The organism is Candidatus Cardinium sp. cBcalN2, assembly GCF_022810445.1.
GTDB lineage: Bacteria > Bacteroidota > Bacteroidia > Cytophagales > Amoebophilaceae > Cardinium.
In genome coordinates, this window is the sequence record NZ_JAACGD010000081.1 from 1 (window position 1) to 25454 (window position 25454).

The 25454-nt window shown below is 38.7% G+C and carries 19 protein-coding genes and 5 tRNA genes; 16 read left to right on the forward strand and 8 right to left on the reverse strand.

Translation table 11 applies throughout. The annotated features are described in order from the left end of the window. Positions 1-174: 174 nt before the first annotated feature. Together MUW74_RS02325 and MUW74_RS02330 are read right to left on the reverse strand one after the other, a co-directional pair. Positions 175-657 (reverse strand): NUDIX hydrolase, encoded by a 483-nt coding sequence (locus MUW74_RS02325; RefSeq protein WP_243519177.1) that lies wholly within the window; start codon positions 655-657, stop codon positions 175-177. Between the two features lie 56 nt (positions 658-713). Continuing rightward, a tRNA-Arg gene (locus MUW74_RS02330) sits at positions 714-787 on the reverse strand. A 118-nt stretch (positions 788-905) separates the two neighbouring features. Here MUW74_RS02330 and MUW74_RS02335 point away from each other — a divergent pair. The 15 genes from MUW74_RS02335 to fabG all read left to right on the forward strand — a co-directional run bounded on the left by MUW74_RS02335 (position 906) and on the right by fabG (position 16023). Further along, positions 906-1727, forward strand: a complete 822-nt coding sequence (locus MUW74_RS02335) for a hypothetical protein (RefSeq protein WP_243519180.1) — start codon at positions 906-908, stop codon at positions 1725-1727. A gap of 172 nt (positions 1728-1899) precedes the next feature. Then, a tRNA-Tyr gene (locus MUW74_RS02340) sits at positions 1900-1980 on the forward strand. Between the two features lie 35 nt (positions 1981-2015). Continuing rightward, positions 2016-2088 (forward strand) — tRNA-Gly (locus MUW74_RS02345). 17 nt (positions 2089-2105) lie between these two features. Continuing rightward, positions 2106-2180: transfer RNA gene (locus tag MUW74_RS02350), tRNA-Thr, on the forward strand. 102 nt (positions 2181-2282) lie between these two features. Next, entirely contained in the window at positions 2283-3470 is a 1188-nt protein-coding gene (gene tuf, locus MUW74_RS02355; RefSeq protein WP_243017914.1) for an elongation factor Tu, read from the forward strand. 135 nt (positions 3471-3605) lie between these two features. After that, positions 3606-3678 (forward strand) — tRNA-Trp (locus MUW74_RS02360). An 11-nt stretch (positions 3679-3689) separates the two neighbouring features. Continuing rightward, positions 3690-3881, forward strand: coding sequence for a preprotein translocase subunit SecE (secE, locus tag MUW74_RS02365; protein ID WP_243519183.1), 192 nt, complete (start codon positions 3690-3692; stop codon positions 3879-3881). Positions 3882-3897: 16 nt separating this feature from the next. Further along, complete coding sequence (nusG, locus tag MUW74_RS02370; protein WP_243519185.1) at positions 3898-4452, forward strand: transcription termination/antitermination protein NusG; 555 nt, start codon at positions 3898-3900, stop codon at positions 4450-4452. 186 nt (positions 4453-4638) lie between these two features. After that, positions 4639-5082 (forward strand): 50S ribosomal protein L11, encoded by a 444-nt coding sequence (gene rplK, locus MUW74_RS02375; RefSeq protein WP_243519187.1) that lies wholly within the window; start codon positions 4639-4641, stop codon positions 5080-5082. A gap of 11 nt (positions 5083-5093) precedes the next feature. Then, positions 5094-5786 carry a 50S ribosomal protein L1 gene (rplA, locus tag MUW74_RS02380; RefSeq protein WP_243519189.1) on the forward strand — a complete coding sequence of 231 codons (693 nt, stop codon included), beginning with the start codon at positions 5094-5096 and terminating at the stop codon, positions 5784-5786. Positions 5787-5790: 4 nt separating this feature from the next. Continuing rightward, positions 5791-6330 carry a 50S ribosomal protein L10 gene (gene rplJ, locus MUW74_RS02385; protein ID WP_243519191.1) on the forward strand — a complete coding sequence of 180 codons (540 nt, stop codon included), beginning with the start codon at positions 5791-5793 and terminating at the stop codon, positions 6328-6330. 57 nt (positions 6331-6387) lie between these two features. Then, positions 6388-6765, forward strand: a complete 378-nt coding sequence (rplL, locus tag MUW74_RS02390) for a 50S ribosomal protein L7/L12 (protein WP_243017920.1) — start codon at positions 6388-6390, stop codon at positions 6763-6765. Positions 6766-6905: 140 nt separating this feature from the next. Further along, on the forward strand, positions 6906-10745 hold the full coding sequence (gene rpoB, locus MUW74_RS02395) for a DNA-directed RNA polymerase subunit beta (protein ID WP_243519193.1): 3840 nt from the start codon (positions 6906-6908) through the stop codon (positions 10743-10745). A gap of 40 nt (positions 10746-10785) precedes the next feature. Then, the gene (gene rpoC, locus MUW74_RS02400) at positions 10786-15081 is read left to right on the forward strand and encodes a DNA-directed RNA polymerase subunit beta' (protein WP_243519195.1); all 4296 of its coding nucleotides are present in this window, start codon (positions 10786-10788) and stop codon (positions 15079-15081) included. A 195-nt stretch (positions 15082-15276) separates the two neighbouring features. Beyond that, positions 15277-16023 carry a 3-oxoacyl-[acyl-carrier-protein] reductase gene (gene fabG, locus MUW74_RS02405; RefSeq protein ID WP_243519197.1) on the forward strand — a complete coding sequence of 249 codons (747 nt, stop codon included), beginning with the start codon at positions 15277-15279 and terminating at the stop codon, positions 16021-16023. On the opposite strand, the gene fabD is transcribed toward fabG, so the two are convergent. From fabD to vgrG, 6 genes are all read right to left on the reverse strand, one after another. Beyond that, positions 16016-16891, reverse strand: a complete 876-nt coding sequence (gene fabD / locus MUW74_RS02410; protein WP_243519199.1) for an ACP S-malonyltransferase — start codon at positions 16889-16891, stop codon at positions 16016-16018. The two genes, fabG and fabD, sit on opposite strands and share 8 nt — an antisense overlap. Positions 16892-16952: 61 nt before the next feature. Continuing rightward, the gene (locus MUW74_RS02415) at positions 16953-17759 is read right to left on the reverse strand and encodes a rhodanese domain-containing protein (RefSeq protein ID WP_243519201.1); all 807 of its coding nucleotides are present in this window, start codon (positions 17757-17759) and stop codon (positions 16953-16955) included. Positions 17760-17900: 141 nt separating this feature from the next. Continuing rightward, positions 17901-20399, reverse strand: a complete 2499-nt coding sequence (locus tag MUW74_RS02420; RefSeq protein WP_243519205.1) for a hypothetical protein — start codon at positions 20397-20399, stop codon at positions 17901-17903. A 2-nt stretch (positions 20400-20401) separates the two neighbouring features. Continuing rightward, positions 20402-20806 (reverse strand): GPW/gp25 family protein, encoded by a 405-nt coding sequence (locus MUW74_RS02425; protein WP_243519209.1) that lies wholly within the window; start codon positions 20804-20806, stop codon positions 20402-20404. Between the two features lie 23 nt (positions 20807-20829). Continuing rightward, positions 20830-21138, reverse strand: coding sequence for a PAAR domain-containing protein (locus MUW74_RS02430; protein ID WP_243018667.1), 309 nt, complete (start codon positions 21136-21138; stop codon positions 20830-20832). A gap of 58 nt (positions 21139-21196) precedes the next feature. Beyond that, the gene (gene vgrG / locus MUW74_RS02435; RefSeq protein ID WP_243519212.1) at positions 21197-22987 is read right to left on the reverse strand and encodes a type VI secretion system tip protein VgrG; all 1791 of its coding nucleotides are present in this window, start codon (positions 22985-22987) and stop codon (positions 21197-21199) included. A 429-nt stretch (positions 22988-23416) separates the two neighbouring features. Between vgrG and MUW74_RS02440 the strand changes: the two genes are divergently transcribed. Further along, positions 23417-25408 carry an ATP-dependent DNA helicase RecQ gene (locus MUW74_RS02440; protein ID WP_243553048.1) on the forward strand — a complete coding sequence of 664 codons (1992 nt, stop codon included), beginning with the start codon at positions 23417-23419 and terminating at the stop codon, positions 25406-25408. The last annotated feature ends 46 nt before the right edge of the window (positions 25409-25454 follow it).

The following is a 25454-nucleotide window of genomic DNA, read 5'->3' on the forward strand; positions in this document are numbered from 1 at the left end:
AAACAGTTGCCGGGAGGGATTGCAGAGAGGTTCCTGTTTTTCCAGCTGTAAACTAAGCTTTCTGATCGCACTTTTCTCATCAGCCCTTGATTTTTTGGCTACTTTTTGCTTGATCAAAAAGTAGCTTTAAAAAATTCATTTTTTACCAGTGTCAGGAACAGATACCTATTTTGACTAGTACCTTAATAGATTCGATTCCAATATTTCTTTTCCACCTGGAATCAGGTTTAATTGTTTAGCTTCTTCTAGATCAACCCATAGGTAATCTGTATGTTCCTGATTGAGCACAATTTCATAATCATATGGTTGATATCTACGTAAAACTGCTTTAAATAAATGAAGTAGATAGTCTTGTTTTGGTGTAAGCATCCTTACATAAATAGTTTGCACAAGATGCGTCTCCTTTGGAAGCAGTAAGATGCCGGTTTCTTCTTCTGTTTCTCTTATAACCGCTTGAAGAGGTGTTTCGTTTTGTTCTAACTTGCCACCTGGCATGCACCATGTGTTGTTCGCAGTTGTGCAGTTATTTCTTTTTAACAATAGTATTTTTCGATTGCATACTATATGGCATGTGGCTACCGATTTGACAGGGTTGAAATGCGCTATTAACAATGGGTCAAATGCAAAAAGACCACCTTTAAATAATACTGGTTTCATTGCAGATTCATTTAACGTATCTTAAAGTGTGGGGTCAAACTGAATGGATACAAATGTGGACTTGAAGGGATTCGAACCCCTAACCGCTGCATCCGTAGTGCAGTGCTCTATCCAGTTAAGCTACAAGTCCAACATTGAGGTGCTATGCAAATTTAACAAACAAAAATTTATTTCAAACTAATATTTTGAGATATTTAAAAAAAAAAGTACTTTTGTTAAAGCATATTTTACTCTAAAATATTATATATATGTACATAAGAAAAAAATTTTTCACGCTGTTATTGTTTTTTGTTGCGGTTCATAGTGGCCATGCAGTTTCTCAAGATTTTCCATCTTCTACTGTTGTCGATACGCCAGAGCAAACAGAACCTGACACCTATCTGCCACCCATAGAAAACTATCCTAGTCTTATGATAGGGCTGCTAAAAGCAGATTTTTTATACAGTTTAGATTCGAATCTATCTATACCTTTTCAAAAGGTGAAAAAATTAGATTGGTCTAGTTTATTGCGTAAAAATGCAGCATTTTTGTATTCCATTCGTATTAATAAGTCCCGTTTTGCCTTGTCTTTAGGGTGTGGTTGGAGTACTTTGTACTATGCTTTTACGGGTAGGCAGGAAGGTGGTGATACCGTCTATATGACCCTTAAAAGAAGCGATGTATCCCGTACAGATTGTGAAGATTTAGTCAATGAAACCGGTAAAAAATATGCTTATTCTGCTATTAACATTCCTTTCATTGACTTTTTATTCAGACTTCGATTCAATAGTGTCTTACATGAACCCAAAGCAGGCTTTCATGGTTGGTTAGGGGGTAAAGTAGGCGTACGTAGGCCTGCTTCTACCATAACCCATTATGAAGAGTATAAAGATCCAGGCGCTTCTTCAGTTTGTGAAGGTAATTTTAATCTTAAAAGATTTGCGTTTGGCATTCAGGTTGGAATAGGCTATCACCGTTTTGGTTTAGTAGGTGATTTTAATTTGACACCTCTTTTTGAAGACAAAGAAGGTCCTGTTAATGCTAATCGACTCAGACCTTTCTCCTTGGCTATTTATGTAGATCTGATATAGGTTGTTTACTAGTAATTAGTATGGCTTTTAGGGGCTCCATCGTTAAAAAAGTGTTATTTTGCTTATCTATTTTATTCCTTTTGTATAAGGGAAATATTTTTCGTAGCTTTGCTAGACCTATTTAGGTAGTGGATCTGCTATATTTCCCTTACCTTTTTTACTGCCTTTTTAGGGGGAGATGCCAGAGCGGCCAATTGGGGCGGACTGTAAATCCGTTGCGTAAGCTTCGAAGGTTCGAATCCTTCTCTCCCCACTTTTAGGTAGTAGTAGTTTTTAGAGCAGTATAAAGCGGGAGTAGCTCAGTTGGTAGAGCGGCAGCCTTCCAAGCTTCAGGTCGCGAGTTCGATCCTCGTCTCCCGCTCTTTAAGTTGCTATAGGGCCGGTGTAGCTCAGTGGTAGAGTGCTTCCTTGGTAAGGAAGAGGTCACGGGTTCAAGTCCCGTCATTGGCTCCACATTGGAATAGATTTGAGGAAGCTGGTTTTGATAGGTCCAAAAAAGTTATTGTATAAACTATTTATTTTTATTTTATTGAAAATCTAACGAATTATTAAGCTATGGCAAAGGAAACATTTAATCGGTTAAAGCCCCATGTAAACATTGGCACAATTGGTCACGTTGACCATGGCAAAACAACTCTTACAGCTGCTATTACTACTGTTTTGGCCAAAGCAGGCTTGGCAGAAAAAAAAGAGTTCTCAGCCATTGATGCTGCTCCAGAAGAAAAAGAACGAGGTATTACTATTAATACGGCTCACGTAGAATACCAAACCCAAAATAGGCATTATGCCCACGTGGATTGTCCAGGTCACCGAGACTATGTTAAAAATATGATTACAGGTGCTGCCCAAATGGATGGTGCGATTCTCCTAGTGGCAGCTACGGATGGTGCCATGCCTCAAACTAGGGAGCATATTCTTTTAGCTAGTCAAATTGGTGTCCCACGCATTGTAGTTTTTTTGAATAAGGTAGATCTCGTAGATGATCCTGAAATGATTGAGTTGGTAGAGCTTGAGGTTAGAGAACTATTAAATGCTTATAAGTTTGATGGTGATAATACACCTATTATTCGTGGTTCTGCGCTAGGTGCTTTGAATGGAGAGCCCCAGTGGGAAGCAAAAGTGGAGGAGTTGATGGCTGCAGTAGATACCTATATTCCCCTTCCTGTCCGATTGGTAGATCAAGACTTTTTAATGCCTGTAGAGGGTACCTGTACGATTACAGGTCGTGGAACGGTTGTAACGGGTAGAATTGAAAAAGGTGTGATTACCACAGGTAGCCCGGTTGAGATTATTGGTATGGGTGCTGAAAAATTGACTTCTACGGTTACAGGTGTAGAAATGTTCCGAAAAAACCTAGATAGGGGTGAGGCTGGTGATAATGTGGGGCTTTTGCTTCGTGGTATCGATAAATCTTCTATTCAGCGTGGTATGGTTGTTTGCAAGCCAGGCAGTGTAAAGCCACATAGTAAGTTTAAAGCGGAAGTCTATGTTTTAACCAAGCAGGAAGGAGGGCGTCATACACCATTTTTTAACAAATATAGGCCACAGTGTTACTTTAGAACAACAGATGTTACCGGCGAAGTAAAACTACCTGCAGGAGTTGAAATGGTCATGCCAGGTGATAATGTTAACTTGGAAATTATGCTTATTCATAGTATTGCCATGGAAGTAGGTTTGCGTTTTGCCATTCGTGAAGGGGGTAGAACAGTAGGCGCTGGAAGGGTTACTGAAATTATTGAATAAACTGTTTTTCTATTCTCTTGTTGCTGATTTAGTAAGCATTACTCGCTTATGCTGAGCAATCTTTCTATTCAAGACTATGACAAGGTTAGCCAAGAAAAAACCCGCTCTTGTAAAAAGTTGTGGTATATAAATCATACGGGTGTAGCTCAACTGGTAGAGTGGTGGTCTCCAAAACCATAGGCTGGGAGTTCGAGTCTCTCCACCCGTGCATAAAACAATATGTCAAAAGCAAAAATATTTATACGAAATCTAATACAAGAAGTAAAGTATAAGATTACTTGGCCTCCCTACCATAAGTTGCAAAGTAGTTCTCTGCTCGTGCTTGTAACCTCTTTTATATTTGCGCTTCTTATTGGGCTTATGGATTGGTCTTTAAAAAAAGCTTTCGTGTGGTTTTATAATGCTTTTTAAAAAATAGACGAATGGGATGAATGCATTACAGTGGTACGTGCTTAAAGTAGTCACTAAGCAAGAAGAAAAAATAAAAGCTAATCTACAAGCGGAGCTTGTTAGAGAAAATTTGCAGCCTATTGTTGGTGAGCTGTTAATACCCTACGAAAAGGTATATGAGGTCCGTGCTGGGAAAAAATATATAAAAAGCAGAAACTTGTTTCCTGGTTATATATTTTTACAGGCAGATTTATCAAATGGCCTTCTGGTACAGTTGCTAAAAAGTATAACGGGTGCTTTGGGCTTCTTAGGTGTTAGGGGATGGCGTGGTACACCTGTTCCGCTGAGTCAAGCCGAGGTAGATCGCGTGATAGGTAAAGCCAATAGCCTTGAACCTAGCCATCTAAAGTTGAATACGATTTTTGCGCTGGGAGAAGTAGTTGAAATTATAGATGGTCCTTTTGCAAGCTTTTCTGGAAAAGTGCAAGAGATTTTTGAAGAAAAAAAAACACTAAACGTAGTTGTTAAAATTTTCGATGAGCGGAGTACGCCTGTAGAATTAAGCTATACGCAGGTTAAAAAGCTTTTTTAATAGACTTTTTACCAAGTGCTCTTTAATAAATTTAAAAAAAGCGCATTCAAGTAAGGTAGCATACTAAATATATTTGACGAGCATAGATAAACTTCGACACCAAAATGACCATTGGAAATAGGTCTTCAAAGAGGTCTAATCAGTTAGCGCATCTGTGCTAAAGGTTTTTATAAAATGCATACAATTATGTCTAAGCCAATTTTAGGTTACGTAAAGTTACGGGTTAAGGGAGGGGCAGCCAATCCATCTCCCCCAGTAGGTCCAGCACTAGGTAGCAAAGGTATCAATATTATGGAGTTCTGTAAGCAGTTTAATGCTAGAACAAAGGATCAACAAGGGGAAATTGTACCTGTCATCATTACTGTTTATCAAGATAAGTCTTTTGACTTTATAATTAAAACCTCCCCTGCTGTTATTTCAATTATGAAGCTGGCACAGATTACAAAAGGCTCTCCTGAGTCCAATAGACGTAAGGTAGCTAGTATTAGTTGGGAGCAGATCGGGCAAATTGCAACAGATAAATTGCCAGATTTGAATGCCTTAAATGTGCACGCTGCCATGCGTATGATAGCTGGAACAGCAAGAAGTATGGGTGTTACCGTAGAGGGTACCCCACCTTGGGTTAAATAAAAGATAGGAACATGGCAATTCAAAAAAAGGCTAAACATACCGCAGCAGTTTCTTCTAAAGAAGTCTATCATTTAAGTGAAGCTGTTCAAATGGTGCAAAAAAACACTTTTACAAAGTTTGATGCCTCCATGGATGTGGCCATTCGCTTAGGTGTAGATCCTAAAAAATCTGATCAAATGGTAAGAGGAACGGTATCTCTGCCACATGGAACAGGTAAGTCCTGCAGAATCTTGGTGCTTTGTACAGCAGATAAAGAACAAGAGGCCACACAAGCTGGTGCAGACTATGTAGGGTTAGATGACTACATAGAAAAAATTGCAGCTGGTTGGACAGATGTAGATGTAATCATTACTATGCCAACTGTTATGGTTAAACTAGGTAAGTTGGGTAAAATATTAGGTCCTCGTGGCCTGATGCCTAATCCCCGGGTAGGTACCGTAACCATGGATGTGGCTAAGATGGTTAAAGAAGTCAAGAGTGGAAAAGTAAGCTTTAAGGTCGATAAGTATGGCATTGTACATAGTAGTATAGGCCGTGTTTCTTTCCCTCAAGAAAAGATAGTAGAGAATGTGATGGAGTTGTTGAGAGCGATTGTTAAGTTAAAGCCAGCCTCTTCGAAAGGGCTTTATGTAAATAGTATTAGTCTTTCTAGCACGATGAGTAGAGGCGTTTTCGTAGATAGGAGCATTGCCGTTGGGCTTTAGAAAAATGAAACGAGAAGAAAAATTACAGGTTATAGAAAATCTAGTGGAAAAATTTTCCACTTTCGACTGTTTTTATCTGGTAGACGCTATGGGTCTTACCGTAGAGCAGGTAAACAAATTTAGGAAAAGTTGCGCGCAGCAGAATATAGTCTATCAAGTAGCTAAAAATACCCTGATACAGAAGGCACTAGAGCGATCTGAAAAGTGTGCGCCTTATGCAACCTCTTTTTCGACCATTTTAAAAGGCTTTTCTGGTATTTTGTTTAGCCGCGACAGTGGGCGTGCCCCTGGGAAAATGTTAAAAGCTTTTTTGGAAGCTGAAAAACTAAACCTTCCTGTTCTGAAAGGTGCTTCTATTCATGGTGATTTATTTATTGGCGTAGAACACTTGGATGTATTGAGTAACCTAAAATCAAAAGAAGAGATTCTGGGCGATATCATGGGACTTTTGAAAGCACCTATTACAAACGTTATGAGTCCGGTTCAATCTGGCCAGAGACGTTTAATGGGAGTAGTAAAGACTTTAGCGCAAGCATCTGCTTAACAAGCGAAGTTTTTCTCTTTTTATATCTATCTAAATTTTATTAAACCTTTATAAATTATGGCCGAGTTAAAAGTTTTAGCTGAACAGCTTGTTAATTTAACGGTTAAACAGGCAAACGAGCTATCTGATATTTTGAAAAATGAGTATGGTATTGAACCTGCTGCTTCTGCCCCTATGGTGGTAGCTGCTGGTCCTGCAGTGGCAGCTGAAGCGGTATCGGAAAAAACAGCATTTGATGTTATCGTAAAATCAGGCGGCGCTTCTAAGCTAGCAGTTGTAAAGCTAGTAAAAGAGATAACAGGCTTATCTTTGAAAGAAGCCAAAGACTTTGTTGATAGTGTACCTGCTACCATGAAAGAGAACCTTCCTAAAGAAGAAGCAGAGAGCATAAAAAGAAAATTAGAAGAAGCTGGTGCAGAGGTTGAGTTGAAGTAGCTGACTAGCCTATATAATCTGTTAACCCTTAGCCTATTTATTCTGTATAGGGCTGAGGGTTTATCTTTTTTGCTTCCTATAAATGATAAATTTGTAGCACTTTCGTAAAGAAAAAACAATCTAGTAAACAAAATTGCCATATGCCTTCTGCTGAAGCCCCTGCAAACTATACTGATTTGCTTGAAATCCAGTTAAAATCTTTTAGAGATTTTTTTCAGCTGGGTGTTAGTCCAGAAAATAGAATAAGTGAAGGCCTCTACAAGGTTTTTATGGAGCACTTTCCTATTGAAGATTCTAAACGGAACTACATTCTGGAGTTTATTGATTATAACCTAGAACTTCCTCAATATACTCCTAGAGAGTGTATTGAACGTGGTTTGACCTATGATGTGCCTTTAAAAGCAAAGTTACGCTTGTTGCAAAATGATGAACATACTGGAAAGTACGAAGGCGTTGAGCAAGAAGTTTTTTTGGGTAATGTTCCCTATATGACCGATCAAGGCTCCTTTATTTTAAGTGGTGTCGAGCGTGTGGTTGTTTCTCAAGTGCATAAATCATCTGGTATTTTCTTTTTTCAGAATAAACACATTAGTGGGTCCAATGTTTACTCTGCTAAAGTGGTTCCTGCCAAAGGTGTTTGGATTGAGTTTTCAGTTGATATCAACTCGGTAATGTATGTCTATCTAGATAGGAAAAAGAAAATTCCTATTACCACCATGTTGCGTGCCATTGGCTATAGCAGTGATAAAGATATCTTAGATATATTTGGTCTTGCAGATGAAGTAGAAGCAAGTAGAGCTGTTTTATCGCAACATATAGGTCGTAAACTAGCGGCGCGGGTTTTAAAAAGTTGGGTAGAAGAGTTTATAGATGAGGAAACTGGTGAATCTTATCCATTCACAAGGTATGAAGTGCTTGTGGAACGTAATACGCCATTGGATGAATCCATTATAGAGGTCATTTTAGCTTCCGATGTGTCTTCTGTTATATTACATAAATCAGACGCAACTTATTCCGACTATCACCTTGTTTACAATACTTTTGGCAAAGACAATACCAATGATACCAAGGAGGCCATAGATCAAATTTACCGCCAGTTGCGTAACGCAGACGCACCTGATGAGCAAACTGCTCGTGAAACCGTAGAAAGCCTTTTTTTTAGTAGTAAGCGCTATACCTTGGGTGAAGTAGGTCGTTATAGGATCAATAAAAAATTAAACCTAGATGTTCCAGTAAAAACTTGTGTATTAACACAAGAGGATATTATACAAATTATTCATTACCTGATCAGGGTAGTTAATGGTAAAGCAGAAGTAGATGATATTGACCACTTAAGCAATCGCCGCGTGCGTTCGGTTGGGGAACAACTTTTTACCCAATTTGGTGTAGGGCTTTCTCGTTTGGCTAGAACCATCCGGGAGCGAATTAATATTAGAGATAATGAGCTATTTAAACCTGCAGATCTCATTAACGCACGTACCCTTTCTTCTGTGATCAATTCTTTCTTTGGTATTAATCCGCTTTCTCAGCTGATTGATCAAGTCAATCCATTGGCCGAGATTACCCATAAACGTCGTGTGTCTGCCTTAGGGCCTGGTGGTCTTTCTAGAGATCGTGCTGGTTTTGAGGTTCGTGACGTCCACTACTCCCATTATGGTAGGTTGTGTACGATTGAAACACCCGAAGGTATGAACATTGGTTTGATTTCTTCACTTTGTATGTATGCACGTGTCAACAATATGGGCTTTATCGAGACCCCTTATAGGCAGGTAGCCAATGGAAAAGTTGATCTGACGGGTGAGATCTGTTACCTAAGTGCCGCAGAAGAAGAATCTGCTAATTTTGCCCCTGCTAGTGTACGGTTAGATTCAAATGGCCAGATCCTAGATAGCCGTGTTAAAGTTCGAAGTGGAGATGAATATCCTTTAGTAAAGCCAGAGCAGGTGAATTACATGGATATTTCCAGTAGTCAAATTGCTTCGGTTGCTGCTTCTTTGATTCCATTTTTGGAGCATAATGATGCCAGTCGTGCCTTGATGGGTTCTAACATGCAGCGTCAGGCTGTCCCGCTGATCCGACCAGATATCCCTATTGTTTGCACGGGTGTAGAAAAACGAGTGGCTAAAGAGTTTAGAGGTTTACCTACTGCAGCGGGTAGTGGTTTGGTCACCTATGTGGATAGTAGAAAAATTGTAGTTCAGTATGACCGTTCAGAAGAAGAAACACTCGTTGCATTTAATGAAGCTTCTGTAACCTATTCCATGGATAAGTTCAGGGGTACCAATCGCAGTACTTGTATTAACCTGTCTCCCATTGTTTCTAAAGGCAGTCGTGTAGAAAAAGGGCAAGTGCTTTGTGAAGGCTATGCTACTAAAAATTCAGAACTTGCACTAGGTAAAAATTTAAAAGTTGCTTTCTTATCTTGGAAAGGTTACACCTTTGAAGATGGTATTGTGATTTCTGAACGTATTGTTCGAGACGATGTTTTTACCTCTATTCATATCAAAGAATTTATTCTTGAGGTAAAAGATACCAAATTTGGTGCAGAAGAGTTGACCAATGAAATCCCTAATGTTAGTGAAGAAGCCATTGCCAAGTTAGACCTGGATGGTATTGTTAAAGTAGGTACAGAAGTTAAAGAAGGGGATATCTTAATTGGTAAAATTACCCCTAAAGGAGAGATAGATGTTACACCAGAAGCTAGGCTATTGAAAGCCATTTTTGGTGATAAAGCAGGTGATGTAAAAAATACTTCTTTAAGGGTCCCATCTGGTATGGAAGGTACTGTCATCGATACTAAAATTTTTTCTAGCCCTGAAAGAAGTAAAGAAAGTAAAGAAAAAGTTAAAAAAGAACTGGAATTTTTAAAGAAAGCGCATGCCAAGCATTTAGTCAAATTGCGTGACGTAGCCATTAAAAAGCTCTCTGTTGTTTTAGATGGCGTGACCACTAACGGTATTTATCATCAATTTGGGGATGAAATTATTCCTGAAGGCATTAAACTTACCGCTTCATTGATTACTGAGAAGCTTTTTCCTCCTAAGAATATTTACCGTGATGAGTCTCTTTATAATGTTCCAGCAGAAGCCAATCTAATAGGTGATCTTATCCCCAGTAATTGGACAGCTGATTCAGCTAAAAATGATCTAGTACAACGGATTGTAGCTAACTATGTTAAAGAATGTACCGAGTCTGTTGTACGTTTTAAGCGTGAAAGGTTTACACTAGAAGCGGGCGATGGGCTACCTAAGGGCGTAGTAAAGATTGCTAAGGTCTATATTGCAGAAAAAAGAAAGCTTAAGGTTGGTGACAAAATGTCTGGAAGACATGGTAATAAAGGTATTGTTTGTAAGATCGTACCTCAAGAAGATATGCCATTCTTAGCAGACGGTACACCCGTAGATGTTGTATTGAGTCCATTAGGCTTGCCTTCTCGTATGAACTTAGGTCAATTATATGAAACTGTTCTGGGGTGGGCTGGTCATGCATTAGGTAAGCGTTATACTAATCCCATTTTTGAGGGTATGACCTTAGACGATATCTCCAATGAGTTGGATCTGGCTGGCTTACCTGCTTTTGGTAAAACAACGGTTTATGATGGAGGAACCGGCATGCCATTTAACCAAAAAGTTACGGTTGGCGTAGTCTATCTGCTCAAGCTGGCCCATTTGGTAGATGATAAAATGCACGCTCGTTCTACAGGTCCTTACTCTTTGATTACCCAGCAACCATTAGGTGGTAAAGCCCAATTTGGTGGACAAAGATTTGGTGAAATGGAAGTATGGGCCTTGGAAGCATATGGTGCTGCCTACACCTTACAAGAAATGCTCAACACCAAATCAGATGATGTAGTGGGTAGATCTAAAGCCTATGAAGCCATTGTGAAAGGTAATAATATTCCAAAACCCAATTTATCTGAGTCTTTTAATGTATTGATTCATGAATTAAGAGGACTAGGCCTTGAAATTACACTTGTATGATCATCCCTTCTTTATCTAAATCGCGTAGCAAGTTAACCATATGAAATTCAAAAAAAATAGGGCACAATCTGCTAAATTTTCTGGTATCGTTGCCAGTCTTTCCTCTCCAGAGGTTATTTTATCCCGTTCATCAGGAGAAGTCACTTTGCCAGAAACGATTAATTATAGAACCCACAAACCTGAAACCAAAGGATTATTTTGTGAGCGCATATTTGGCCCTATAAAAGATTGGGAGTGTCATTGTGGTAAGTATAAAGGCATTCGCTACAAAGGCATTGTGTGCGATAGATGTGGTGTTGAAATTACAGAAAAAAAGCAGCGTAGAGAACGAGTAGGTCACATCGAGTTGGTGGTTCCCGTGACCCATATTTGGTACTTTAGAGTGTTACCTAGTAAAATTAGTTATTTGCTGGGTATACCTACTAAAAAAGTAGAACAGATTGTCTACTATGAGCGTTATGTAGTGCTTCAACCGGGCATCAAACAACAAGATGGTGTAGCCCCTATGGATCTGCTCTCTGAGGATGAATATCTGGATATTTTAGATCAGTTGCCTCCAGAAAATCAATTATTGAGCAACTCAGATCCTAATAAATTTATAGCTTTAATTGGCTCAGAAGCTATTGAATCTATTCTAAAAAAACTTGATTTAGAAAAGCTTTCGATTGATTTAAGAGAACAGTTACTTACTGATGCTTCTCAACAACGGCGCTTGGAAGTGGTCAAAAGACTAAAAATTGTAGAGGGTTTCAGAGATGTACATAAAAAAGTAGAAAATCGTCCAGAATGGATGGTTATGCGCATATTGCCCGTTATTCCGCCGGAGTTACGTCCTCTTTTTTCTTTAGGAGGCGGTAAATTTGCGACCTCTGATTTAAATGATCTTTATCGAAGAGTGATTATTAGAAATAATAGACTCAAGAGGCTCTTAGATATTAAGGCCCCTCAGATCATCATACGCAACGAGATGCGTATGTTGCAGGAGGCAGTAGATTCTTTATTTGATAATTCCCGTAAGGTAAATTCAGTGGCTTCAGAGGGTGTTCGGCCATTGAAATCCTTGTCTGATATGTTAAAAGGTAAGCAAGGTCGTTTTAGGCAGAATTTGCTCGGTAAGCGCGTGGATTATTCCGGTAGATCGGTTATTGTCGTAGGGCCTGAGTTGCGATTGCATGAGTGTGGACTACCCAAAGAGATGGCAGTTGAACTATTTATGCCTTTTATCATCCGTAGGCTGATAGAGCGTGGTGTAGCAGAAACTGTAAAAGTGGCCAAGCGATTAATAGAAGAAAAAGATCCTGTTATTTGGGATGTATTAGAGAATGTACTTAAAGGTCATCCTGTATTGCTCAACCGAGCACCTACCCTGCACCGATTGGGTATACAAGCATTTCAGCCTAAGTTGATTGAAGGTAAAGCCATTCAGTTACATCCTTTAGTTTGTACCGCCTTCAATGCCGACTTTGATGGCGATCAAATGGCTGTTCACGTTCCGCTTGGTCAAGAAGCCATTGCCGAAGCCTCCTTACTCATGTTAGCCTCTTACAATGTATTGAACCCTTCTAATGGTGTTCCTATTACCATTCCATCCCGTGATATGATTTTGGGATTGCATTATCTAACCAAAGGTAGACGCGGTACACCCACTGATCCTGTGTTAGGAGAAGGTATGCGTTTTTATGCACCTGAGGAAGTCTTGATTGCATTGGCTCATGATAAGGTAGCTAAGCATGCTTATATTCATCTTCGCCTTCCGTCCGCGCGTCCAGATGGAACCATTGCATATAAAGTAGTAGAGACTACGGTTGGTAGAGTAGTATTCAATGAATATTGTCCGGCCGGTATGGATTTTGTCAATGAAACACTTAATGTGCGCAACATGCAGCGCATTGTAACCGATATGTACAGTCAGTTTGGTACGGTGGTTACTGTTGAATTCTTAGATAACATTAAAGCATTAGGGTTTAATACTGCTTTTAAAGCAGGAATGACTATTGGGCTAGATGATGTCAAGATACCAGCTAATAAACATCAACTGATTGCCCAAGCCACTACAGAGGTAGAGTCTATTTGGAGTAATTATATGTTGGGCTTAATAACCGATAATGAGCGATATAATCAAGTCATTGACGTTTGGACCAGAACCAATACCCGTATTACTAATCAGCTTATGGAACAGTTGGAGCGAGACCAAGACGCCTTTAACTCCGTTTATATGATGATGATTTCTGGCGCAAGAGGTTCTCGTGAACAAGTTCGTCAGTTAGGTGGTATGAAAGGATTGATCGGTAGGCCTCAAAAAAGTACACAAGGAGCTGTGGGAGAAATTATTGAACATCCTATTATTTCTAACTTCCAAGAGGGGTTAAATGTGATTGAGTATTTTATTGCTACTCACGGTGCTCGAAAAGGTTTGGCTGATACTGCCTTAAAGACAGCAGATGCAGGCTATCTGACCAGAAGGTTGGTAGACGTAGCACAAGACTTAACAGTCGTTGAAGCAGACTGTGGCACCCTTAAGGGCATTAATGTAACCGCTGTGAAAGTTGAAAATAGGGTAGTGGAATCACTCTCAGAACGTATTTTGGGTCGTGTCGTAGTGGAGGATCTTTTGGATCCCCAAACTGGATCCCTATTAGTTGCACGTGGACATGTTATTGATGAGCAAATAGCTGTTCATATCGAGTCGGCTGGCCTAGAAGGCGTATTGGTACGCTCCGTTTTGACATGTGATTTGTCTCAAGGAGTATGTGTAAAATGTTATGGCCGCAACTTGGCCACAGGCAATATGGTATCCGTTGGCGAAGCAGTTGGCGTAATTGCTGCCCAGTCTATTGGGCAGCCTGGTACACAGCTTACCATGAGAACCTTCCACGTAGGTGGTATTGCCTCTAATGTTACCGTTGATGCTAAGGTTAAAGCAAAGTATGCAGGTGTTGTGAATTTTGAAGACCTGATTATTACCAGCTATGTAGATGCCAATGGAGAGACCGTAGAAGTCGTTATGAGTCGTTCTTCGGAACTCCAAATTTTAGATGGAGATACAAGAAAAGTATTAACCAGTACCCATTTACCATATGGTGCCCATCTTAAAGTAAAAAACAATCAAGCCGTAAGCTATGACCAAGAACTTTACCATTGGGATCCTTATAACGTTGTGTTATTGGCTACTCAAAATGGAGTAGTTAATTTCTTAGGACTTGAGGAGGGTGTTACCTATCAGGAGGAGTTTGATGAACAAACGGGTCGTAAAGCCAAGGTAATGATTGAGTCTAGGGATAAGACTAAGCATCCAAGTATTGTCTTATCTGATGATGCAGGTGTAACCATTGCTTCTTATACCCTTCCTGTTAAAGCACAGCTTGCAGTAGAAATAGGTGATAAGGTCCATAAAGGGGAAGTATTGGCTAGAGTGCCTCGTATCATTAATCAATCTAGGGATATTACCGGTGGTTTGCCTCGTGTAGTCGAACTTTTTGAGGCTAGAAAACCTGCCAATACCGCTTTTATCAGTGAGTTAAGTGGTGTGGTAACCTATGGTGGCATTAAGCGAGGTAATAGAGAGGTTTTCATTGAATCTAAGGAAGGTATACAGGTCAAATATATGATCCCATTGTCTAAACACATTTTGGTTCAAGACAACGATTATGTGAAAGTAGGGGAGGTGATCACAGATGGTGCGGTAGCTGCTGCTGACCTTTTGGTGACAAAAGGACCACTGGTTGCACAAGAATATATCATGAATGAGCTACAAAATGTGTACCGTTTACAAGGTGAGAAAATCAATAACAAACATATTGAAATCATCATCAAGCAGATGATGCGTAAGGTAGAAGTACTCGATCCAGGCGATACCACGATGTTACATGGGCAAGTTATTGATAAGGTTAAATTCTTTGAAGAGAATGATAGAATTCGGGATAAGTCTATTGTAGTATCCCCTGGAGATTCTAAGTTATTTAAACAAGGGCAATTTGTTGTTTCTAGTAGGTTGCAACAAGAGAATGATAAACTGAAGCAGCAAGGATTAGTGCCTGTAGAAGCCAAACCAGTAGAACTAGCTGTTGCGCAGCCGAAGTTGCAAGGTATTACACAAATCTCCTTGGCTACAGAGAGTTTCTTATCGGCAGCTTCTTTCCAAGAAACTGCTAAAGTACTCAGTGATGCGGGTATTAGTGCTAAGTATGATAGGTTAAAAGGATTGAAGGAAAATATTATTGTAGGTCATTTGATTCCTGCTGGAACCGGTATGCGCCGTTATGAGAAGTTGGTGGTAACACCTAAAAAAGAGTACGATGCGTTAGTTGCTGCTAAATCAAGTGCAAAGGTATTGTAACCTTACCTTTTTCTTAATAAGAAGTAAAAAAGGCTCCTCTAAAAAGTTGTGATCAACAAGCCAGTCAACTGCGCTTTTTCCGGCTATACGATCTCCTTGCAGTAAATGTTTACCATGCGCTTGCTTGTTGTATTATTGCGCTAAACAGCCTCTTTTATAGTAAGTAAAAATTGTGATATAAATGCCTTGTGTTTTATGCATCTAAAGGGAAAAAAAATATTGATTACAGGAGGGTCAAGAGGTATTGGCAAGGCCATTGCACTTAAGTTAGCAGAAGCAGGTGGCGATATTGTCTTTACCTATTGCGGTTCTGATTTGGCAACGGTACGAGCCACAGAAGTGGCATTACAAGCTTTTGATGTGAAGGTGCAGGCCGTATGCGCAGATGCCTCTGATTTTGATGCTACCCATAAAGTAGTAGCAGATATGGTAGCGACATTTGGTGGATTGGATGTATTGATCAATAATGCCGGTATCACTAAAGACAACTTACTATTGCGGATGCCCGAAGTAGATTGGGATGCGGTATTAAGTGTAAATTTAAAATCTGTTTTCAATACAGTTAAGGCATCCATGAAAACCTTTCTCAAGCAACGCAGTGGTTCTATCATTAATATAGCTTCTATTGTAGGCATTAGTGGGCATGCTGGACAAGCCAATTATGCTGCCTCCAAAGCTGGTATGATTGGTTTTACTAAATCGATTGCTTTAGAACTAGGCAGTAGAAATATACGTGCCAATGTTATTGCACCTGGTTTTATAGCAACTGCCATGACCGACCAACTAGATTCGACGCTTCAACAAGCATGGAGCGAAAAGATTCCACTTAAGCGAATAGGGCTTGCAGCAGATGTGGCTAATTGTGCTCTGTTTTTAGCTTCCGATGCATCGAGCTATATTACAGGTCAAGTCATTCAAGTAGATGGTGGGTTGCTTACATAGCCCTAGTTGATAGATCAGGGGCTATTTTTCGAGCTAATCCTTGTAGAACCGTTCCTGGGCCACACTCAATAAATTCTATAATCCCATCTTTTATCATCTGCTTAATGGTTTGGGTCCAATAAATAGGGGCTACCAGCTGTTGGACTAGATTTTTTTTGATGATTTGGGGATCGGTAACAGGCAACCCTGTAACATTTTGGTAGATTGGACAGATGCCTTTAGTAAAAGGAATGGCTGCAACTGCTTCCGCAAAACTTTCCTGCGCATGGGTCATAAGTGGTGAGTGAAAGCCTCCTGCTACTTGTAGGGGTATTACTTTCCGGGCACCTGCTTGGCGTAAGGTTGCTGTGGCTAGAGCTACACCAGCTTGACTTCCAGAGATAACCAATTGTCCAGGGCAATTGTAATTGGCGGGAACTACTATTTCTGCTGTAATCTCTTCACAAATTGCTTCTACTACCTTATCCTTTAGACCCAGTACAGCAGCCATTGTACCTGGAAAAAGCGTACAAGCTTTTTGCATCGCTCTGGATCGAACCCCTACCAAATGTAAGCCATCTTCAAAGGTGATCACTTTGTTGGCTACTAGGGCGGCTATTTCACCTAAAGAATGACCGGCCACAGCGGCTGGATGAAAGTCATCATTTATACGAGCAGTAATAACGGCATGTAAAAAGATGGCAGGTTGAGCCACAATCGTTTGTTTTAAGCTTTCCTGATCACCTTCTAACATGATTTTTGTAAGCGCCATGCCTAAAATCCGATCAGCTGTTGCAAACATGGCACGTGCTTGGCTGCTATGGCTATAAAGTATTTGGCCCATCCCTACATATTGACTGCCTTGACCAGGAAATAAATAACTTTTCATTGATACCTAAACTTGATTTCTTATCCACTCTTTTATCAATGAAAAAGTGAGATAAAGAGCCTTATTTGTCTTTTAAACAAAATTTACATCGGATACCGGGTTTGTAATCGTCATCTAGATCTTCTTTTTTTAAAGGCATACGGCAGCCATAACAAAGCAGCGCGCTGCCTTTTTTTAATCCATGGCCTAGTGATATGCGCTCATCAAAAACAAAACACTCCCCTTGCCATCTCGATGCATCTTCTGCAGTGTGGGCTAAATATTGTAAAATGCCCCCACTTAGTTGGTATATCTCTTTAAAACCATTGGCCAACATATAGGCAGATGCTTTTTCACATCTGATGCCCCCTGTACAGAACATAGCTATCGGCTGATCTTTATAAGGTTTTAAATGGGTTTCAACAAAACTAGGGAATTGGCTAAAGTAGGTTGTTTCAGGATTGATAGCACCTTTAAAGCTCCCCAACCGACATTCGTAATTATTTCGAACATCAATCACAACAGCTGCTTGATCTAATCTATCATGCCAGTCTGCTGCTACAATATGGTGGCCACGTAGTGACATGGATAGCGGCTCTGGTTGGTGCATGGTGATAATCTCTTTTTTGATTCGGATCTTTAGGCGGCCAAAGGGCTTGTGGGTTGCCTGAGAATATTGATACCACAAATTATCAAATGATGGCATAGCTTCTATCTCAGCCATAGCCTTATCTAATAGATCCGGTAGGCCAGCAATCGTACCATTAATTCCTTCTGAAGAAATAAGCAGGGTACCTGTTAAGGCTTTACATATCGATTGAAGTTTTTGCTGTAGGACTATTAGGTCATCTAGTGGTACAAACTTGTACAAAGTGGCTACTTTAAACATATATGAATGGTATTATCTATGGATTAGACTTTATTTTACTCCAAATTTAGCTAAATTCTAATCATAAATCACACTTTGAGCCTCTTGTTATAGATGGCTAGTATCATGGTATCTGTTCCCGACTTTGGTAAAAAATTTCCTCTAAGTTGCCGTTATTGGTGGCTCAGGTACTGTTGCTTTCGTATGCGATTCTATAAGGTCCATCAACACCTTGCCTGCTGCATCTGTTTCTGCTTGGTCAGCGTTAGGATTAGTTTTTAATTGTATCCATGATTTGTAGGCCTTTTCAAAGTTTTCCATATCTTGAAAGTCTAACCATAAAATATTGGTAAATATGTGCGCTGGACCTTCCATGATAACCATTTCTTCTACAGCATGTCTAAATAAAGACTTTTGGAATCTGGCTGGCCATGAAGGGAATACCATGGTCATGATAAACGAATAAGGATCTTCTTCTGTTGTTAAGGTATTATCGCTTCTAAGCAAAATATGTTCTATTAAATGAAAGCCTTCGCATGCCTTATTCAACTTTCTAAACAATTCTACACTTTGTTGTACCATAGCCTCTGCTTGCTCAATGTTACTAAGAGATTCACTACCAGTCACTAGCTCAATAGTCTGCTTTTTTACTTTGTCTATATAAAGTAAAATGCTATAGTCGCTCCCTGTTTTGATAATATTATAATATTCTTCATTGATGCCATAAGACATAACTAACGATTGGATATTTTGATATTTTCCCCTAAAAATCAATAGATCATCATATTCTGTCTGAGAATTCTTACCTAGAAAAATATCCAAATTCCACTGTGTAGATTGTTTTTCTAGATACATATTGTCCTTGACTATCTGATGTAAAAAACATTTTTCTAAGCTTTTAATACCTAAATTACGATAGATACGTTGCTTAAAACCGGATGGAACATGGTTGATCGAGTGATTGATCTCATTCATGGTTATATGGCCCGCTCGGTTTCTGTTTTTACTGATATCAATGTAATCCTTTAGAAAAAGCGCTTTATTGTTATTAAATTCATCCAGTCGTTGCTCTTCATTTTTAGGATAAAGGTGAAGAGAGTAGATGGTAAATCGCTCTGCAAAATAAGCTAACAAATGGTCTAATACCCTTGATCGCTTATCTAAGCTTCGAATACCACTTTCTAATGCTCGATTTATGTAAGAATAGTAGGTTTTGACTGTTTCACTAGCTTGTTTTTTGTCTGTATCATATAGATTAACTTCCTTTTTTAGGTCTAAATACTTTCTTTGTATCACAAATTCAATATCATTACCTGGATCTGTGTCTGGAGTAGGTTGTTTCATAATGGTCTCCATTCTAGGTACATCTAAAGGTAAACGACCATTAGGCTTATTATAATCCTGGCTATAGATAGCCATAGTGTGTTTGATATTCGATAATTGACCCAAATAATTGGCAAAAAGCTGGTCAAAAAACATTAGATAGCTTTTTAATTGCTTTGCTTTAGCTTGATTTTCAGATGTTTCAGAAGGTGTACATCCTTCATGTCCTACATTATAGAGTAAAGGAAAATCTTGCTGTATAGAAATATGGTCTTCTAAGTTTCTATAGTTGCCTTCTAAGACAAAAATATCTTCTGCTTGTAGATAGGCTTTTGTTAAAGTACCCCTTCCTTTTATATCTTCAAGCATATCCATAACCTTCTTCCAGTCTGTACTGATGGGTAGGCCATTGTAATAAAGGATAATTTCACTTTGTGGAATATCAAGTACTAAAGATCGGTCTGGTAAAACAGGTATGGTAAGGCTACTTGTACTTGTATTTCCGTCATTAATAAATAGTTCAAACTTTAGCACATTTTTAATATTGCCCATTTTAGTGGCCTGTTCTAAAAGTTCAACTGCATAGATTCTAGATTTGCTTTTTAAGTAAATTAATTCTTCTTCATCTATAAAACCTTGTGTTAAGAGTGGTCCGGTAAAAATTTGATCTATAGTTCTACCTTTTTCTAGTAATTGGCTAATACTATAAAAGGTAATACGTGGCGAGAGAAATTCTTGGAAAGCAAATAATATTTGAGCAATGATTGTTTCACCCTCTTCATAAGCCAAGCAATTAGCCACCTCAAAGGTCGCTTTAATGCCAATAGGCAATGTTTCCATAGGTTGAATAAGAAAGAAATCTTCACATAGATTCCTGTGTGCAGATAATCTTTTATTGATTACATGCAATACTTCTTTTTCTTCTGGTGTATGACTGATACGTTCTTCTACATGCACAAAAATTTTATAACCACCTTTGACTTCTTTTGCCCCATCGCTTAAGAAGATATTGGCATTTTTAACACCTGGAACATCTAGCACGATTTTTAAAAAATCCCACTTAGTTAGTGGATTACAGGGAAGAATTTCTTCGGCCTTATAGAATGGTTGCTCATTGAGGTTGTCTATTACATCAGGATCTTTAGCCCATATATCTTCTATATAGAAGTTGGTTCTATATTCTAGGTCCATAATGGCAAAGGACAGTACTTCTAAAATGGTGATCCCAGGGTCATGATCTCCATAGTCAGTCCACTTTTTGCCGGCTAACTGTTGAATATAGGCTATTCCCTGCTCCTTTAAAAAAGGATAATCAAGTTCTAGTGGCGTATTGTTCATAGCTATTTGTTATAAATAGGATGATAGCCATATTGGATCGTTGCTTCTATATCTAAGTTTTTAACTTTATAGTGTATGTTAATATCGATAGCTCCTTCTCCGTCATTTGGCGCGGTCAATTTAACATCAAGCACTTCCACTCTAGGCTCATGTTCAGCAATGGTTTGCTTAATGTTATTTACCATAAAGGTTTCCAAGTTAAGATCGAGTTGTTGAAAGGCTAGTGGGGTCAGATCACAACCATATTTATCTTCGATAATGCGCTCACCTATTCTGGTACGCATTAGAATGATTAAACTTTCTTTGATATCATTTAACCCTTTTACCATTTCTACTGTACTGCTATGATGGTTAAAAGAAGGTGGAAATTTCCATCCTTTACCTAAGAAATTAGGGTCATTTTCCATATGAACGCTTGATTAGTTTGATTTTAGCCACCAATTATTACTGTAGGGCATCCTTGCAATATCATGCCCCCCATACCTGTTGTATCGCCTAACCGAGCGGCTGGTTTTTTACCTATTAGAACCGTTAGGGATCCCTTTACAATGGTATCTGGATGAGGTGGTGGGCCATTGCAAAGCATCGTATCTCCCATTCTTGCTGCAGGGAATTTACCTATTAAAACAGTTGGACAGCCTAGCATAATCATTCCTCCCGTAGCATGGGGAATAGGAGGGACACCTGGGGTGATCATAGGGCACATGTGTTTGTTTAATAATACAGCTGCAGGTGGCATGGTGTTAGGTTCTATATATGATGTGAGTGAAAAATCTACAAAATAATGGTATCAATTATTAATTGATCAGTACGGTTGTACCTTTGATAATGGTTGCCATACCAGATTTAACTTCCGTACTAGCATTACCACTTAAGATGGCCTTCATAGAAGCTTGTGCATTGATATTCATACTCTTCAAATTTACATTTTGCGTACCACTTATCATAACATCTTTTCCTGATTTTAGCGTAATACTGGCACTTGCATTTAAATTAATATCTTTACTACTGGTTAGGTTGATCCCGTCGTTAGTTAAAATAACTTTATTGCCGTTTTGATCTACCATTTCAATACTTTTTTTCTTATCTGATATCTGAATGATGCCTCCTTTTGCTGTTTTAATAATGATTTCAGGACCTTCTTTATCGTCATGAAAGGTAAACTCTAATTTTTCCCTAGAAACAAAAGACTTAAAAGAATTTTTAGGGTCAACTGTTTTAGGTGGTTTGTGTTTATTACTGTGCAGAGAACCTAAAATAATAGGGAACCGAATATCGTCATTGAGAAAACCTACTACTACCTCATCTTCCAATTCCGGAATAAAAAAAGCACCTGATGATTGCGTAGCATAAAATGAAGCCAATCGACACCAAATACCCTCTTTGGGTTTATCTTGCACCAAAGGAAGATGCACTAAAATTCGATCACTTTTTTGAGGGTCTTGTGTAATTTGTTTGACAACACCAAGTTGTAGTCCATGTATAGGTGGCATCATGCCTGCTGCTGGGAGTGAACCAATGTCATGATATTTGTGCATATAACGCTGCGCATCTAGCCCTAGCGTTAGCATGGTCTGCCAGGTACCATCTGATATAATATGCTGAATTCCAGATATATAAGCATTTCCTGAGAAGTGATTTGCCCCCTTTTCAAGGGTGATAAGTCCATCATGACGTAATGCAGCATTACCTGCGACGGTGGCAGTGCCTTTTATTTTAGCGATTCTACTCCGGTTGAGTAATCCGGTTGCCAAGGTTTTTATTTCTAAAGGATCTAATAGACCACCGTGCGATATAGCAATGGCACTTTTTTGGGCAGCAGTTGTTAATTTTTTATAAGAAATATCACCCATAGACTGTTCTCCCGGGTCACTTGCTTTCTCAGTAACTTTATTTTGCTTACTACTATCCCAAGAGAGGATAGTGGCCCCTGCCCATGGATCTTTTGCATCTATTTCAGCATCAAAATCAATAAAGTCTTTTCCATAAGTATAGGTAAAAGAACCCTGGCCAGTTGCTTTAGGTGTTTTAACTGAAATAACCCCATCATTCACTATGACAATTTGCCCATTTGCTTCGGCGCGAATATTCAAGAAATCCCAATCTGATATTTCATGTTGTGCCATATTTTCATGTACAATAGTTGTGGCTTCAATTTTATGGCTTACACCACTATAGCTACTTAAAATTTTTTTGAAAAGGTCACTATCCTTGCATTTTTCAAAATGCAAGGTTTTGGGGACAAGGGTAGTCTTATAAGCCATATCTCTGCAAGTTACGGTCAGGATAGATAATCCCATTGCTCTAGACTGAATCGACAATTTGGCCACTACACCTTCAAATAGTTGATCTAATCCATCATTATAACCGGCTTTTATAGAAATAGTAGCCCCTATGGTAAAAATTTTGTCATTGGTTATGGTAAAAGTTTGCGTCTGTAGATCACCATCATATAGCACTATTTTGGCATAGGGGATTTTATTGATTCTTTTATCCACTATTATGGATTTGATAGGATAGGTTGCATCTAGGGTTTTGGACCCTACTTTTATGGAGTACTTAATGAAATCACCTAATTTAGACGCCATGTAGACAAAAATAAAGCAAAGAAAAACTTGTTGGGCTTGTGACCATTTAAATAAAGGTATTTTTTTAGGAAGTAAATGATCAGATAGAACCAAATAGCTTCCCTTTTAGGTCAGCCGAGGCACTATTCAAATGGCTTATTTAATTAGATGAGCCGGTTGAATAGCGGCAAAATGAGTTCTATTTGGGTAAATGATTCCATAAAATTCTAAAATGACCAGTTTATACCCGTTAATATGAGCAATTAACTAAATAAAGTGGAATTTTCCAAAAAAGGTTCTCTCGTGTTTATTCTCAATAAGTTATTATTTTAGTATCTGTATATCCAAAAGTTGAGTTAAAGTGAAAAACTATCTAATAATAATTATAGTTGAGACAATAACTTTTTTTATTTATTCCATTCTAAAGCAGTTAGAAAGCCATTTCAAACCATGGACAAAGTTTATGATTTATTAAGCAAACATTGGGGCTATCACGCTTTTAGACCCCTTCAGGAAGCCATCATTAGGACTATTATAGCTGGTCGAGATGTATTGGTTTTTTTACCTACTGGTAGTGGAAAATCACTTTGTTTTCAATTACCAGCTTTGTGCAAAGAAGGGTTAACGCTTGTTGTAACGCCACTTATTGCGCTTATGAAGGATCAAGTCACCCAACTTGCCCAAAGAGGTGTTCATGCAGAGGCTATTTTCTCAGGTATGTCTAGCGTAGAAATAGAGCGCAGGCTAGATAATTGTTTATATGGTAATGTTAAATTATTGTATGTATCTCCAGAACGATTACAGACTGACCTCTTTAAACTGCGTGCCACTACCATGTCTATTACCACCTTAGTGGTGGATGAAGCTCATTGTATTTCTCAATGGGGCTATGACTTTAGACCTTCTTATTTAGCGATTGCACACTTTAAGCAAACCATTCCAAAGGCTAATACAGTAGCCTTTACCGCTACTGCCACTAAAAGGGTTAAACAAGATATTCAAAATCGTTTGCAATTGAATAAACCACTCCTTTTTGCACAAACTTTTCATAGACCTAATCTTATTTACTGGGTACGCAAAACAGATCATAAAGACGCACAACTGCTCAAAGCTTTAAAACAAACTGCTGGACCGGTTATTATCTATGTAAACACACGGAAAAAAACAGAAACCATAGCTAATTTTTTGCAAAAAAATGGTATGACTAGTGTATTTTACCATGCTGGTTTAACTACGGCTGATAGAGCTATTAAGCAAAACTTATGGACGCAAAATAAAGTACGCATTATGGTGGCTACAGCGGCCTTTGGTATGGGTATTGATAAAGCAGATGTTTCTTTAGTAGTGCACTTAGATTTACCTGCTTCATTAGAAGCTTATTGTCAGGAAGCAGGAAGAGCTGGTCGGAATAATGTGACGGCTTATGCTATTCTTTGGTATGATTTACAAGATATTATACTTTTAAAACAAAAATGTAAAGAAAGTTATCCGACTATTGATCAAATAAGAAAAGTTTACCAGCATCTGGTTAATTATTATAAAATTGCGGTTGGTTCTCATGCTTTTGTAACCTATGATTTCGACTTAGCAGATTTTAAGCAGACAACTGGGCTATACACGAAAGAGGCCTATTATGGATTAAAAGCATTGGAGTTAGAAGGCTTTATACAACTTAATGAGGCCTATTATCAGCCATCAAGGGTTTATTTTCTGTTATCTAGGGAAGATTTGTATGCATTCCAAGTCCATCATCCTGCTTATGATTGGTGCATTAAAGGACTGTTAAGGCTCTATGGTGGCACACTTTTTACACCATATTGTACGATTGTTGAAAAAAAAATAGCCCAGTTCACTCAACTTGCAGAATCTAAAGTACAGGAACAATTACATGCCTTGCATCGACTAAAGGTTTTAGAATACTTTCCACAAAAAGCAACTCCACAAATTACTTTTTTAACACCACGTTATCTTGCTACTGACCTACCCTTACCCATTCATAAAATTGAGCAAAGAAATAAAACAGCTTATCAACAAATAGAGTCAGTAATAGAATATGTTACCAATGATCGCCGCTGTCGCTTGGCTGTATTATTGGATTATTTTGATGAAAATGAATTGGTTTGTAACCAATGCGATATTTGCAAAAGCAAGGTAACCAGAACTATAAAAGATGAACTTATAACAGAAGGTAGAAACTATGTTATGCATGCCATTAGACAAGGTAAACAAGACCTAAAAAAAATAATAGAAGCAGTGGCTCCTGAAAAAGAAAAAGAATTATTGGATGTTATAAGGGCCATGTTAGATAGGAAAGAAATATACTATCAGTATCCTGGCCAATTACAAATCAGTGAATCTTCAGATATATCTGTTCCTGCTGTAGCCGTTCAGCGCAGTGGCAAAGGCTACGTAGAAAAAGCAAAAACGCCCTTTGTAAAATAGTTGCGATCAGCAAGCAGAACTTACAGCTGAAATAGAAAAACAGCAT

Bases quoted from the DNA above. Each gene is read 5' to 3' on its own strand.
- nusG (WP_243519185.1), top strand. From the start codon at position 3,898: ATGAATGCATTACAGTGGTACGTGCTTAAAGTAGTCACTAAGCAAGAA.
- rplK (WP_243519187.1), top strand. From the start codon at position 4,639: ATGTCTAAGCCAATTTTAGGTTACGTAAAGTTACGGGTTAAGGGAGGG.
- rplJ (WP_243519191.1), top strand. From the start codon at position 5,791: ATGAAACGAGAAGAAAAATTACAGGTTATAGAAAATCTAGTGGAAAAA.
- rpoC (WP_243519195.1), top strand. From the start codon at position 10,786: ATGAAATTCAAAAAAAATAGGGCACAATCTGCTAAATTTTCTGGTATC.
- rplL (WP_243017920.1), top strand. From the start codon at position 6,388: ATGGCCGAGTTAAAAGTTTTAGCTGAACAGCTTGTTAATTTAACGGTT.
- MUW74_RS02335 (WP_243519180.1), top strand. From the start codon at position 906: ATGTACATAAGAAAAAAATTTTTCACGCTGTTATTGTTTTTTGTTGCG.
- MUW74_RS02420 (WP_243519205.1), bottom strand. From the start codon at position 20,399: ATGAACAATACGCCACTAGAACTTGATTATCCTTTTTTAAAGGAGCAG.
- vgrG (WP_243519212.1), bottom strand. From the start codon at position 22,987: ATGGCGTCTAAATTAGGTGATTTCATTAAGTACTCCATAAAAGTAGGG.
- MUW74_RS02440 (WP_243553048.1), top strand. From the start codon at position 23,417: ATGGACAAAGTTTATGATTTATTAAGCAAACATTGGGGCTATCACGCT.
- MUW74_RS02425 (WP_243519209.1), bottom strand. From the start codon at position 20,806: ATGGAAAATGACCCTAATTTCTTAGGTAAAGGATGGAAATTTCCACCT.
- MUW74_RS02415 (WP_243519201.1), bottom strand. From the start codon at position 17,759: ATGTTTAAAGTAGCCACTTTGTACAAGTTTGTACCACTAGATGACCTA.
- fabG (WP_243519197.1), top strand. From the start codon at position 15,277: ATGCATCTAAAGGGAAAAAAAATATTGATTACAGGAGGGTCAAGAGGT.
- secE (WP_243519183.1), top strand. From the start codon at position 3,690: ATGTCAAAAGCAAAAATATTTATACGAAATCTAATACAAGAAGTAAAG.
- tuf (WP_243017914.1), top strand. From the start codon at position 2,283: ATGGCAAAGGAAACATTTAATCGGTTAAAGCCCCATGTAAACATTGGC.
- rpoB (WP_243519193.1), top strand. From the start codon at position 6,906: ATGCCTTCTGCTGAAGCCCCTGCAAACTATACTGATTTGCTTGAAATC.
- MUW74_RS02430 (WP_243018667.1), bottom strand. From the start codon at position 21,138: ATGCCACCTGCAGCTGTATTATTAAACAAACACATGTGCCCTATGATC.
- MUW74_RS02325 (WP_243519177.1), bottom strand. From the start codon at position 657: ATGAAACCAGTATTATTTAAAGGTGGTCTTTTTGCATTTGACCCATTG.
- rplA (WP_243519189.1), top strand. From the start codon at position 5,094: ATGGCAATTCAAAAAAAGGCTAAACATACCGCAGCAGTTTCTTCTAAA.
- fabD (WP_243519199.1), bottom strand. From the start codon at position 16,891: ATGAAAAGTTATTTATTTCCTGGTCAAGGCAGTCAATATGTAGGGATG.